This is a genomic window from Cuniculiplasma divulgatum (assembly GCA_031200235.1).
Classification (GTDB): Archaea; Thermoplasmatota; Thermoplasmata; order Thermoplasmatales; family Thermoplasmataceae; genus UBA509.
In genome coordinates, this window is sequence record CP133595.1 from 1684281 (window position 1) to 1696433 (window position 12153).

Sequence of the window (12153 nt, forward strand, 5' to 3'; positions counted from 1 at the left end):
AATATATGTCGCTAATTTCATCAAAGGAATTAATGTTTTCCAGTGATTCGTATAATCTCCTATGGGAGATCATGAAGAGGTTAGGGTGATGTAAAGGTTCTCGAGATTTGTCTGTGGCTTCACCCATCTGATCCTGAATCCCTGCGCTGAGAGATAGTTGATCACATCAGAATTTGAAGTGCCTGACCTCAACCTGAACATTGCGCTTTTCCCATCCACGAAGGTCTGGTCCGCCATATGGTCAGGTAGTGAAACCTTCCCTGCAGGATCCTCAAATTCTATTTCTATTATATTTTCTGAGGGTGAATTGATGGTGTCATGGACAATATCACCTTTGTTGATGATAATCACTCTGTCGCATATCTCCTGCGCCTCGTAGATGAGGTGAGTGCTAAGTATGATTATCCTTTCCTTGCTCTGATTCAGGGATTTTATAAGGTCCCTCATCTCCTTCATTCCCCTGGGATCAAGGCCGAATGTGGGTTCGTCGAGAATTATTATGTGTGGATCACTGATGAGGGCGCAGGCAAGGCTTAACCTCTGTTTCATACCACGAGAAAAATTGCCTGTCTTCCTTCCAATATATTCCACAATACCTGTCATCCGGGAAACACGCTGTATTTCTGAATTGAGATTCTTTTCCGTTACACCCTTGACCCTGCCCACAAATTTCAGCGTTTCAAGAGCAGTCAGGTAGGGATAAAACTCCGGCTGCTCCACAAGGGCACCAACATCCATGAGAGCTTTTTCCGGCTCATCGGAAACATTTATGCCATTTAGCAGAGCAACACCTTCAGTGGGTTTCACTATGTTTGTGAGAATCTTCAGCAGGGTTGTCTTTCCTGCTCCATTGGGCCCCAGTATTCCAATGCATCCAGGTTCCTGAAGGTTCAGGCTTACCTCATTAAGGGCCCTTACATCTCGGTAATTCTTTGTGACTTTTTCCACCAGAACTGAGGGCATTATTTCACCTCCTTCCTGTCAAATATGATAAGGGCTGCTGCGAATGATACTATGGCGTATGCAACCATGACACCGATGGAAGTGTACAGGGTGCCCACCGTGGCTGGAGCGAATGTGGATGATGAGGTGGAAAATGGATTTGTTGAAATGTTGAGGTAAACCTTTTCCATGGCGTCTGCTGCCACGTTGAGGAGATAGTATGGCGTGGTCTTGTAGAGAAATTCCACTATTATTTCATAAGCATTGAAAACCAGGAAATAAATGAGAAATACCGTTATGTAAGCATAGGTGTTCTTGTTGAAAATGCTGCTGATGAGGAACGTGAAAGCGGTAATGGAAAATACGAATATGAGAAGAAGCCCCAGGGACTGGTAAAATGGAAGAAGAAGGGGACCCGGAAACAGGTACTCGAAAACTGCTGCCTGGAATGCAACATAGATCAATACTGTTATGAATGTAACAGCCACGGCAGCCAGGTACTTGGAAATCAGCAGAGTGACCCTTCCAATGGGAAGCGGGAAGATATGAAATGCGGTCTTGTTTTCTATCTCGCTTGATATTGCTGTTGATCCGAAAAACACAGAAGCAAACACGGGAAGGTCAAGCAGCACGAATGCCCAGAGATATCCAAATATTTCCTCCTTTCCAGAATTCCCAAGTGCTGACAGGAGGCCCTTAGGTATGATAAGGTCAAGCCTGTTGATGTACTTCAATGAAAAATATGTAAGCAGTACTGAAACTAGGATGGCAATTATGAGCATCAGGTAAAAACTCTTTGATCTGTAGTAATTCCTGAAATAGTAGGCAGTGGCTACCCTGAGTGTTCGGGCCGTCCCAGTCATGAATTCACAGATCCCTTCCATTAAGATTCAAAGGTGCGTTACCCAACAGCCTTGTAAGATTTCCATTAAGGTAATTCATCCCAACAGACATGGTAACATTCAACTCAGTACCGCTCAGGGATACCGAAGTTACATTACTGATGAAGCTGACGGCCTTAAAAGCGTTCTGTGCAATGGTAAGGTTGCTGAACACAACCTGAAAACTGGAGGAATTATAGAAAATGTTTCCTGTAAATGACCGGAAATAAGCGTTGGAATAGTTCACGTATATGGAGACATTTGATCCAGATTTGAAATATGCGGATTCCTTTGCACTGAAACTCTTTCCGCCAGTCATTGCTGATATTGAGTACTCGACACTTCTCAGGGTGCCAATGGACACAGTGGTGCCTGAAAGTTCAGCTATGTAAATTGTGTTATTATGTATGAAACTGCTGAGATTTATGGCGTTCAACGCGTGAATACTGGACAGGTTGCCCAGCGTACTGTTAAGGGATATTGAGATATTTGAAAGATAATATATCCTGTATCCGTCATAGGATTTCAGGTAGGTTGGCGTAACTGAAAATGATGTATTCCCCGAATTGTTTGATCCGGCGCCAGATAAAACGCTTGAGACCTGGTTGACTCCGATGTTTATGACTATTCCCGTGTTATTTCCAGAATTGAACAAATAGAATTGTGTTCCATTGTAATCAGCCCTTATGACTGCCGAGGAATTTTCAGGTACGAAATTGATCATGGAAGGGTTTGATGTTGTAAATGATCGGTAGGCAATATATCCGCTGGGCACAGCAACTCCAACGGCTATTATTATGACTATTATCGCCTTGAGAAGAGGCTTCATGATTAGATATTTAACTTACTTATTTAAACCTGGATCATGATCCTTTTGATCAATTCTCTTCCATTAATAAGGAACAAGCTTGATTTGAGCTATACAGTTCCTAATGTCCCATTATATGGGAACAGCGCCATGGAGAAAATTTATTCATATTGCTGGTGATCTTCTCAGGCAGGAGAATCGCATGGACGTGGACAGGAGAATAATCGACATAATGGAAGACTGGCTGAGGGATGGCAACAGCAACATTGATGAGCTGGCCGACGTGGATGATGCAAGCTGGATAGGCCTCATAGAATCCAAATTAAGCGAAGCCGAGAAGGATCTCGTCAGCCTTCCCGATGCGGCATTTTCCAAGCTCATGGGCTTTCTCAACTTCATGAGCAGTGTTGCAAAGACTCTTCCGCATATCACCACCATCATCAGCTCATTTCTAACCAGGATCAAGAAAATACTGGAAGCTGTGGCAAAAGCCCTGGGTGTGACTTCATATTCAATCTCCGTGGGAGTTCCGTTCTACCTGAACTTCAGTATGAATTTCTCGTAATAGTGCTGCGGTCAGAGTGGGCCTACCTTCCTGGATTTGGATTTGCACTGGCAGTATTTGAATGGCGCGGAGGTTTCCATGCCATACCCATGATGCCACCAATGAGCGCAATCAGGAATCCCACAAAAAGACCACCGGACGTTCCGTACCAGCTTGCAGTGGCCATTATTATAATGAGTGCGCCGTAAATAACGTGCCTCTTACGATCCAGGAAAAGTGTCGTGCTGAATATTAATATCATCAGGCCCCAGAATGTTCCGAGGGAAACTTCCAGCAGATCGTTACTGGAATACGTTCCATTCTTCAGCAGTATGTAAAGCCCGATGATTCCAACAAGGAGTATGATAAGACCACCTACAGCGGATACAACAGACGAATCCAGAGGCGATTCCTTAAGATTCTTCCACGACACAGATGATCATTGCTTTCACATATTTAATGAAAACATCTAATTACTGTCCGGTCACTGAACAACGCTATGGTTTTACATAATTATGCCATAAATTCGAGCCCATGGAGGTTCTGCCAGAAACCTTTGAAGTGGAGATGTCCCTGCGAAAGCCGGAAGAAGTAGCCAAGATACCCGTACCTTTCAGAACCAGGGATTGAAATTGGCAGAAATGCATGGTAAAATCATAATAAATCATGAAAAAAGGAAATGAGAATATGAAAGAGGTGTGCCCCCGCCGTGGCCAGGCGGGGGACATCGAGGTGTCTACTGCAGCGTGATTGTGTGAGTTGTGAACGAATCCGGGGCATAGAAATCGATCACGGCTGGTGCACCCTGTTCAGGAGTAATTTGTCCCGATACAGCCTGATTCTGAGTGATATTCACACCGAATGTGTTGGTCACATTAAATATGACCGCGGCTGTGTCTCCAGGAGACAGGACGGGGTAGCTAGCCGTAAGAGAATTCACCGGATCGCTTTCCACTAGCACTCCATAACTGGTCGAATCATGGTGTGTTGCGCTCAAGAGTGACCAGACTGAATTACCAAATAGGTTATCTGTACCACTCTGCGCAACGCTGGCAAATATGGAACTGTTGTATACCAGGACGGCAGTAATACCGTTGATGGTGAGAGTAACTGATACATTTGCCAGATTCACCGAACTTCCCCCAGTGTTATCACTGAGGAAAATTGCCACATATTCCACACCTCCGGCTTCAGCAGGGGTGGATCCATCATAGCCGAGTATCTGATCCACCACTATACCAGTGGAGACCTGCCTTATTGTAGTTGTTCCCGTGGAATCAGCCCTCTGCTGCAGAATACCTGCAGTATGTATGAGGACGGATGCAGCCACGGCAGCAACAAGAACAAGGGCTATGAATATTATGAGCACCCCTATGCCGGTTTCCGCTCTATCATCTTCGTCAAAGGAGAACTGCCTTTTCAGGAACCTTCTCACCCTGACGAGATCATATTTTAGTGACATATTGCATTAAACCTCTTTCTTGCCTGCTGTATGAGCTTATGTAGATGGGTATGTTTGTATATAAACAGCCTAACGCTGGGAACGAAATTATTTCGCAGTGGCTGGAAACAGCATGCATCATGCCTACACAGCATCATACCGTTTACATGCACAGATTCATATGGTATATCCTGCAAAAAACCAATATGAGATCAAGGGCACATACAATCTGGATATCATGTTGAGCGGAGATGACAAGAGGTTCATAGTAAAGAGTGTGGAGAATGGATACAAGGTCAGCGACCTGGCAAAGATGTTCAATGTTACACCACGCCGGGTGCAGCAGATCCTCAAGGAGGATCTCAATGGCGGATCTGACAGGAAGAAATTTGCATCGCTGACTGCTGAGGAGGCTAGGGAGATAGAGGATCTCTGGGTTAATTACAAGATAGGTTCCAGGACAATATACTATCTCATGAAGAGCAAGGGGAAGAATGTCTCATACTACCAGATATACAACTTCATGAGAAACAAGAACATGATAAAATCCAAGGCCATGCAATCGTCAGGACAGAAAAACAAATATGAAGACAGGCCGCTCTCAACCATCTACGTGGATTACCACCAGTCAAACATGGAATCGCCCTATGCCGTTGTCTGCGTGGATATGGCAACCAAGAAGATACTTTCAATGGTGGAATCCAGAAAGATAACCAAGGAGCTGATGCAGAAGCTGGCAGACAGCATGGGGCAGTTCATTGTCAGCACAAACATGACTGTGCAGCATATGCACCTGAGAAGTGGAGTGCTGAGCATACTGTATGGTGCCACAGACCTGAAATATTACATGAAGAGAAAGGGCATCGAGGAGGTTACGCCAGATAAGCACGGAAACAGGATACACCTGGCACTTTCAAGACTCTGGCAGAATTATGACAGGTTCAGGTGGACATTCGAATCACCTGAAGCTTTCATATACTGGTACAACAACAGGCCAATAGTGGACAAGAGCCAGAACAGGGTTACAACGCCAAATGAGATAATGGATCGTTTCCTGGTGGAACATGGAAACATCCCCATGGCAAGCGGATCATCCTGAACCGTTGAAGTACTTTGCAGCGAATCTGTAGGGTCCCTCACCTTCCAGGATCGTGAATTCAACGGAATATGTTTTATCAAGATTCTCAATGGTCATCACATCATCCCTTGGTCCTGATGCAACTATCCTGCCATCCCTGATCAGGACAACCCTGTCACATATCCTGTACAGTAGATTAACGTCGTGAAGCACAACGATTATGTTCTTACCGGAATCTCTGAGTTTTCTCAGTATGTCGATAACCCTGATCTCCTTGTCAACATCAAGGAACGCTGTAGGTTCGTCAAGGAGGAGTATATCCGCATCCTGGTAGATAGCCGCTGCAATGAGCGCAAGGCGCCTCTCACCACCACTGATCTCGTTGAATGGCCTTTTTTCAAGGTCACCTATGCCGCAAACTTCCAGAACATCCCTGACCGCTGATTTCTCATTCTCCAGGCTGTACCCGGAAATTGACACAACCTCCCCGACAGTGAAATTGAAGGGTTCCGAGACCTCCTGGCTCACCACGGAAATCCTCCTGGAGATCTCCCTTGGACCCATTCCTGTCAGGCTTTTGCCCCCAATAACAACATCACCGGACGTGATCCGGTGGAAACCATAGAGGGCCCTGAGCAATGTTGATTTTCCTGAACCATTTCTTCCGCCTATTCCGGTGATTGTTCCCTCTTCAGCTCTAAAAGAAACATCCTGAAGTGAGAACTTTCCCCTGTTGAAAACAAGGTTCCTGGCCTCAAGATACATAATTACCTCTGGAGATGCGGTTAAGGAGGTACATGAAGAACGGTACACCAATTATTCCTGTTACAATTCCAACAGGAATCACCTCTCCGTGGACAGCAGTGCGCGCAAGGTCATTGGAGACTAGCAGGAAAACAGCCCCTAGAATTGCTGAGGCAGGAACAACCTTCCTGTTGCTCCCGCCATAGATTATCCTGGATACATGCGGTATTATGAGGCCAACGAATCCTATGAGGCCGCTAATGGAGACAGCAGCTGACACGCCTATGGTTGTTACAACCAGGGCAAGCAGTTTTGTTCTTTCCACCGATACACCGATGGACTGGGCATGAGCTTCACCCATCTGCAGGGCATCAAGTTCCCTGGACATGAATGTCAGCACAATGCCTGATGCGGTTACGATCAGCGCAACGATTGTGATCTCTCCCCATGTGATTCCGCTGAGTGATCCAAGTAGCCAGGCAAATGCCTCATTCTGGAGTTTCCTGCTGGTGAAAAGCATAAGCCCCACAATGGCAGATATGAACAGGGAGATGGCAATGCCTGAAAGCAACAGATATATTGGGGGCACCTTCCCCGATCTGAAGGATACCATGTAGACTACAATCACCACTGCCAGCGAGCATATGAAAGCCAGGAACTGGACACTGTAAGCCCCGAACAGATCCGTGTTTGTGGCAAGGGCTATTATGGCACCAAGGGTGGCACCGCTTGATATTCCAATTATGTATGGCTCAGTTATGGGATTCTTGAATACGCTCTGGACAGATGCCCCGCCCATGCCAAGGGCAGCCCCAACGAACACTGCCCCGAGAATTTCCGGCTCCCTGATAAGAACAATTATGTTGTACTGAATTACCGTGAATCCGGAATTGAAGTAGGATCCTGCCAAAGGAATCTGGCTGAGATAAATCCTGGAAATGGCAACTGGAGAAATTGTGACTGCACCGATGTACGATGAGAAAATAATAGCAGCAGCCAGAAGAAAAATGGATAGCGCCGCCTTTACAAGCAGGGCAGGCATTTTGCTGAACCTTATAATTTCCGATATCCTGTTATGCAGTTCCATTTATCCCTTCCTCGGGAGAAGGTGAAAGGTGTATCCCGGTGTAACCGCTGAATGAAGTTACGTTATCCAGGCTTATATAATCTGGATAGAACTTTTCACCAAGCCAGAACAGGATGTATATTGTCCGGAAATCATTTTCGTTCATGAAATTGTCATTGGCTATTCTTATGGCGTGATCATGTATCTGGCTGAGGTAGCCCGGTACGCTCTGGTTGAAACTGCTCTGGTTATAGTACTGATCAAGCACTATCCACTGGGGCGTCAGGTTTTCTATCTGCGATGATGAGAGGTCCGGGTATCCACTTTCTGTTACAACATTCCTGAGATGGTCAAGACTGAAGATTATGTTGATGAATGTATTATTTCCTGCTGTGTAAAGCCCAACAGACCCGGGTCCAAGATCATAGAACACGGAAGTCTCGTTTCCATGTATCCTGGACGTATCACTGTGCAATATTGCAAGGTTTTCATTCATCCAGGCGTTTACCTTTGTTGCATTGCTGTAGGTATTGGTCAGGTTGCCAAGTTCACTGTTCTGATGTTCTATCTGCGTCATGTTATTCGGATCGAAGATGAAGAATGGTATATTCAGAACATTCACTATCTGATTTATGACCTGAGGCGTGAAGTATCCGATGGTGGACATAACGGCATCCGGTGACAGATTTGCTATTTCCTCAACGGAAAAGGACGTTTCCTCTATGTAGATAACCTTTACATCAGGCGGCGGAGTTGGGTAGGTTGAATACTGATCCACCCCAACAACTGTTCGATTGTATGCGCCCAGAGCATACAACGTTGTGGTAACTGACGGGATGAGAGATACTATCCGCTTCAGGGAGTGATTTATAACAAGGCTTCCGCCAAGGGAATTCGGGAGATACACGAAACTATCTGAGTTTGCTAGGTTAACGGCAATACTTTGCCCTGAAGAATCATTAACATAGACAAGGGACACAGTGTCAAGGGAAATGGACGACGATTTACTGGAACTGTCATTTCTATAAATTACAAAGCCTGAGACTCCGGCCACAATTACCACTACAACGGCAATAATGGCAATAAGTGTTCTTCCAGCAGGGGATTGCATCAGAGCATCACTCCACGCAACAATGAGTTTCTAAAGCGCTTCCTTGCGGTAATTTTCAGACTACGTTCGTTTCTGTTCATTTTTAACCTCACTTCAGTATTTGGTGAAGTTAACTTCACTATTTTAAAGTTCGCTTGAAAACATTTATGAGAAGGTAATCATACATGCGATGAGATGCATAAAGTGATTAGCAGTGAGAATGTAAGTTCATACCAGGCCTTTTTTCAGGGTCTTTCCTCCTCAGGGCCAATGCTGAATATATTTGGACTGTTTCCTGTCATAGTTGCCATGGCCCTTGGGTCTTCATTCATTGTTATTGTTATTTCTATCATTCTGGGTTTTCTCTCAGTTTATACGGGCTATTCCTTCAGCAAGCACATAAGATCCAACGGGGGTTACTACAGCTATGTTGCGAAATTTATGGGAAAAGACCTTGGCATGTTCACCGCATCTGTTTACTTCTTCTACAGCATTCTTGCAATTCCGTCAGTGGTTCTCTTCCTGGTTTACTTCACCGGTTATGTTTTTCCGGAAACCCTTAGGGCTGGCCTGTATGGGGAAGTATTTCTATCTCTGATCTTTGTTTCAGCTATTATGGCGGTATTCATGAGTGGTTTCAGGCAGACAATGAGGTTCATAATGATCCTGTCTGGGCTGGAAATATTGGTTGTTATGGCTTTCACAGTGTACGTTGGCCTGTTCTTCAGGTCACCATCCATTGACTATGCTCCTGCTTCCAATGTTATTGGTGCTCTCCCCTTCGGGATTCTTGCCTTTGCCGGCATTGGTTCCTCAATATTTCTTTCAGAGAATACCAGGTCCTGGAGAAGAACAGTTAACAGATCGATTCTGTACTCATTCCTTACCCTGGCCTTTCTCATGGCTGTTCCGGCTGCCGTCATATCCTACAGGATGGGAACAGCAATGGAAATCGGGTATGCCGCTGATCCGCTAAGCATATTCCAAAGCTTTGGCATGGCGGGTCACATACTGGGCATGATCATGATGATTATTGCAATGGCCAGTGCATTCAATCTTGCACTGGGATACCTGAATGCTTTCCGGCATGCTGTGTCCAGAATGGTATCCGATCATGTCATCACTGATCCTGGATCAATTTTCAGCCGGAACCTCTGGATAACTGTTCTGTTAATTACGCTTCCACCGGTGGTAATCCTTGAGGCCAGTGTGGGTAGCTACACAGGTTTTGTGATGGTAACGGGCACTGTAGGCCTTGCATTTCTGTTTGTACATGCTGTTACAAATTCCGCTCTTGTTAGGCTCTTTGGCAGCACACGTGATTACTGGCGCGCTGTGATCCCAATTGTCTCAACACTGACGTTTGTTTTCATAATCATACAGGAGACCATATCAGGAGGGATGGTCAGGTACTCTGCATATGCCGTTATTTTCATTGTGATTTTTTCCGTGTTTGCAGTTGCCACAAAGAAATACCTTTTCGCTCCATCATACAGGAAAATGAATTTTTCAGACATTCCCATGGAATTCAATGATGAAGCTTCTGATTCCTGAGGTCTGATGGCTCATTGATGTTTACACAGAATTCCACCGGTACTTCTACGGATGAATAAGATTCCTGACTGTTCCCTGGAGGTGTTCTGAAAACGCTGATTCCAACATATTGTCCCAGCTGGAGAACTGTAATGACTTCATCCTTCATTGAAAGTGTATAAATTATAGCTTCAGTGAGCGCTTCCATGTTGTATATATATACATCAGCGGGAAGGACCAGCACAGGATATCTCTTAACAGTGCCAAGACATTCCACCAGATCCTGAGGATATCCTCTTCCTGATGATGTGTATTTTTTTATGCCATTGAGATCACAGTAGCTGCAGGTCCCAGGGGTATTTTGGCTGCAGCACACCAGAAGATCGGCTGTCAGCGACAATCCGAAAGTAATGATTCTCTGGATCATCGGTATTTCATCCACCCTGATCAGTGCCTTTTCAGGATTGCCCATTCTGGTCCCAAGCCCTCCTGCCATTATGACTGTAGTACCGCAAACAGGGTTAGATGACGTGTTCATGTTCATTCAGCATAATGCTTATCTATTTCTTTTTAATGAGGGAAACAGTCAGTTCCGGGGAGCTTTAAAAAGCTGAGAGGACCGTTCGGTCGACCCTTAGAACCTGATCCAGGTAATGCTGGCGGAGGGAAAGAAATGAGATTCGATATTCGATACGGAAGTACTGGAAAGTTATTGGGATATTTTGTTGTCGGGAGGTTTTTCTGATGGCCATTAACCGTGGTCACAGATCCCTTATCCTCTCAACAACGGCCAGCTTCTTTATGTGGGGTATTATAGGAACGATAGCTCCACTTTCACTGTCGTTTCCATTCCTTGTGTCAGTGCCCAGATTTGTCAGCACTGAAATACTTATAGTGGGTCCAATATTCATAATGCTTGGAAACGTCCTGATGGGCATTGTTGCAGATCGTATTGGCAGGAAAAAGGTTTTCATTGTGACCATGATCAGTTACGGCCTGGGGGTCATACTCATAACCATAGCCTTCAGTGTTCCTCTGTTGATTCTTGGACTGGTATTGTCTGAGTTTGGAGTTGGTGGGGAAGAACCAACAGGCCTCGCCTTAATTGCTGAAGATTTCCCTTCTGAAACAAGGTCGAAGTTCCTCACACTGGTGGCAAATTTCGACAACATAGGCAGTGCATTCATCTCAGGCATCTTCATTGTGGAATCCACTCTGGCAATATACCTTCATCCCTACCTCACAAGCCTGTTTGGTTCACTTTCCTCAGAAGGTGATCTGACATTTCGCTTCATTCTGATGGTCTCTGCAGCGGCCCTCATAATAATCATGGTGTATTCCCGGATCACATTGCCGGAATCATACAGGTGGCTGCAGTCTAAGGGGAAGAGCAAGGAGGCTGCGCATGAAAAATCCATGCTTGGCATCAGGGATTCCGAAGCCAGTATACCAATGGTTCCATTCAGGATTACGCTGCCAATCCTCATGGCCATGGGAATATCACAGTACCTCACATTCGGGCTTATGGCATACATAGTTGGGCCCTATGAGTTTCCATCAGAAACTCCCACCCTTACATTTGTTGCAATGGTTGGGGCCTCTGCAGCAGGCTTCCTGGCAATGTACCTCATAAACAGGGAGCGCAGGATTTACACACTTGCGTCGTTCCTGGGAGGGACAATCACAATTGCCATAATCCTTGACCTTGCATCACATCTTGCTTCAATGATTGTTTTTCTCCCGCTGCTGTTTCTCAACATGATGTTCAGCGAGTTTGCGTGGGCATCACGAACAACACTGGAACCAGAACTTGTCCCAACCAGGATGAGGTCAAGTGCAATCGGCATCATACGGCTCGCTCCCATGATTGGATATACAGTTTCGGTGTACCTTACAGCATCTCTGAATCTCTCTCAGTTCCTGTACTATAATCTGGGCCTGTGGCTTCTGGGGTTGGGATCTGCAGTAGCCTGGTTCCTGCTGGGGTACGAGACAAGAAATGTAAACATAGACTATGGTATGTGAG

General features: G+C 45.5%; 13 protein-coding genes and 1 riboswitch. Of the genes, 4 read left to right on the top strand and 9 right to left on the bottom strand.

Annotated features, from left to right (window positions below):
* Positions 1-69: 69 nt before the first annotated feature.
* Genes RE469_08890 through RE469_08900 form a run of 3 tightly spaced genes read right to left on the bottom strand, consistent with a single transcriptional unit; the run spans position 70 to position 2652 of the window.
* Positions 70-963, bottom strand: coding sequence for an ABC transporter ATP-binding protein (locus RE469_08890; GenBank protein ID WMT44308.1), 894 nt, complete (start codon positions 961-963; stop codon positions 70-72).
* Positions 963-1805 (bottom strand): ABC transporter permease, encoded by an 843-nt coding sequence (locus RE469_08895; protein ID WMT44309.1) that lies wholly within the window; start codon positions 1803-1805, stop codon positions 963-965. The genes RE469_08890 and RE469_08895 overlap by 1 nt, the downstream gene beginning before the upstream one ends.
* 4 nt (positions 1806-1809) lie before the next feature.
* Positions 1810-2652 (bottom strand): hypothetical protein, encoded by an 843-nt coding sequence (locus tag RE469_08900; protein WMT44310.1) that lies wholly within the window; start codon positions 2650-2652, stop codon positions 1810-1812.
* Between the two features lie 181 nt (positions 2653-2833).
* Here RE469_08900 and RE469_08905 point away from each other — a divergent pair, with 181 nt between their 5' ends.
* Positions 2834-3196 (top strand): hypothetical protein, encoded by a 363-nt coding sequence (locus RE469_08905; protein WMT44311.1) that lies wholly within the window; start codon positions 2834-2836, stop codon positions 3194-3196.
* Between the two features lie 22 nt (positions 3197-3218).
* Here the strand turns inward: RE469_08905 and RE469_08910 are convergent, their stop codons facing one another.
* Positions 3219-3608: a DUF6114 domain-containing protein gene (locus RE469_08910; protein ID WMT44312.1), complete on the bottom strand. Its 390-nt coding sequence runs from the start codon at positions 3606-3608 to the stop codon at positions 3219-3221.
* A 303-nt stretch (positions 3609-3911) separates the two neighbouring features.
* Positions 3912-4637, bottom strand: a complete 726-nt coding sequence (locus RE469_08915; protein ID WMT44313.1) for a flagellin — start codon at positions 4635-4637, stop codon at positions 3912-3914.
* A 160-nt stretch (positions 4638-4797) separates the two neighbouring features.
* On the opposite strand from RE469_08915, the gene RE469_08920 reads away from it, so the two are divergent.
* Positions 4798-5715, top strand: coding sequence for an IS481 family transposase (locus RE469_08920; GenBank protein WMT44314.1), 918 nt, complete (start codon positions 4798-4800; stop codon positions 5713-5715).
* On the opposite strand, the gene RE469_08925 is transcribed toward RE469_08920, so the two are convergent.
* The 3 genes from RE469_08925 to RE469_08935 are packed head-to-tail and all read right to left on the bottom strand — an operon-like array spanning position 5707 to position 8615.
* Positions 5707-6459 (bottom strand): ABC transporter ATP-binding protein, encoded by a 753-nt coding sequence (locus RE469_08925; GenBank protein WMT44315.1) that lies wholly within the window; start codon positions 6457-6459, stop codon positions 5707-5709. The two genes, RE469_08920 and RE469_08925, sit on opposite strands and share 9 nt — an antisense overlap.
* Positions 6449-7525 carry an iron ABC transporter permease gene (locus tag RE469_08930; GenBank protein WMT44316.1) on the bottom strand — a complete coding sequence of 359 codons (1077 nt, stop codon included), beginning with the start codon at positions 7523-7525 and terminating at the stop codon, positions 6449-6451. Before RE469_08930 ends, RE469_08925 begins: the two co-directional genes overlap by 11 nt.
* Positions 7512-8615, bottom strand: coding sequence for an ABC transporter substrate-binding protein (locus tag RE469_08935; protein ID WMT44317.1), 1104 nt, complete (start codon positions 8613-8615; stop codon positions 7512-7514). The genes RE469_08930 and RE469_08935 overlap by 14 nt, the downstream gene beginning before the upstream one ends.
* 183 nt (positions 8616-8798) lie before the next feature.
* On the opposite strand from RE469_08935, the gene RE469_08940 reads away from it, so the two are divergent.
* Positions 8799-10148, top strand: coding sequence for an APC family permease (locus tag RE469_08940; GenBank protein WMT44318.1), 1350 nt, complete (start codon positions 8799-8801; stop codon positions 10146-10148).
* Here RE469_08940 and RE469_08945 read toward each other — a convergent pair.
* Positions 10123-10665: an NTP transferase domain-containing protein gene (locus RE469_08945; protein ID WMT44319.1), complete on the bottom strand. Its 543-nt coding sequence runs from the start codon at positions 10663-10665 to the stop codon at positions 10123-10125. The genes RE469_08940 and RE469_08945 overlap by 26 nt on opposite strands.
* Positions 10666-10710: 45 nt before the next feature.
* Positions 10711-10814: riboswitch (TPP riboswitch) on the top strand.
* A 57-nt stretch (positions 10815-10871) separates the two neighbouring features.
* Here RE469_08945 and RE469_08950 point away from each other — a divergent pair.
* Positions 10872-12152, top strand: coding sequence for an MFS transporter (locus RE469_08950; GenBank protein ID WMT44320.1), 1281 nt, complete (start codon positions 10872-10874; stop codon positions 12150-12152).
* The last annotated feature ends 1 nt before the right edge of the window (position 12153 follow it).

What these genes read in the sequence shown, in the direction of transcription:
- RE469_08890 (WMT44308.1), bottom strand. Translation starts at nt 963, where the DNA reads ATGCCCTCAGTTCTGGTGGAAAAAGTCACAAAGAATTACCGAGATGTA.
- RE469_08895 (WMT44309.1), bottom strand. Translation starts at nt 1,805, where the DNA reads ATGACTGGGACGGCCCGAACACTCAGGGTAGCCACTGCCTACTATTTC.
- RE469_08900 (WMT44310.1), bottom strand. Translation starts at nt 2,652, where the DNA reads ATGAAGCCTCTTCTCAAGGCGATAATAGTCATAATAATAGCCGTTGGA.
- RE469_08905 (WMT44311.1), top strand. Translation starts at nt 2,834, where the DNA reads ATGGACGTGGACAGGAGAATAATCGACATAATGGAAGACTGGCTGAGG.
- RE469_08915 (WMT44313.1), bottom strand. Translation starts at nt 4,637, where the DNA reads ATGTCACTAAAATATGATCTCGTCAGGGTGAGAAGGTTCCTGAAAAGG.
- RE469_08920 (WMT44314.1), top strand. Translation starts at nt 4,798, where the DNA reads ATGGTATATCCTGCAAAAAACCAATATGAGATCAAGGGCACATACAAT.
- RE469_08925 (WMT44315.1), bottom strand. Translation starts at nt 6,459, where the DNA reads ATGTATCTTGAGGCCAGGAACCTTGTTTTCAACAGGGGAAAGTTCTCA.
- RE469_08930 (WMT44316.1), bottom strand. Translation starts at nt 7,525, where the DNA reads ATGGAACTGCATAACAGGATATCGGAAATTATAAGGTTCAGCAAAATG.
- RE469_08935 (WMT44317.1), bottom strand. Translation starts at nt 8,615, where the DNA reads ATGCAATCCCCTGCTGGAAGAACACTTATTGCCATTATTGCCGTTGTA.
- RE469_08945 (WMT44319.1), bottom strand. Translation starts at nt 10,665, where the DNA reads ATGAACACGTCATCTAACCCTGTTTGCGGTACTACAGTCATAATGGCA.
- RE469_08950 (WMT44320.1), top strand. Translation starts at nt 10,872, where the DNA reads ATGGCCATTAACCGTGGTCACAGATCCCTTATCCTCTCAACAACGGCC.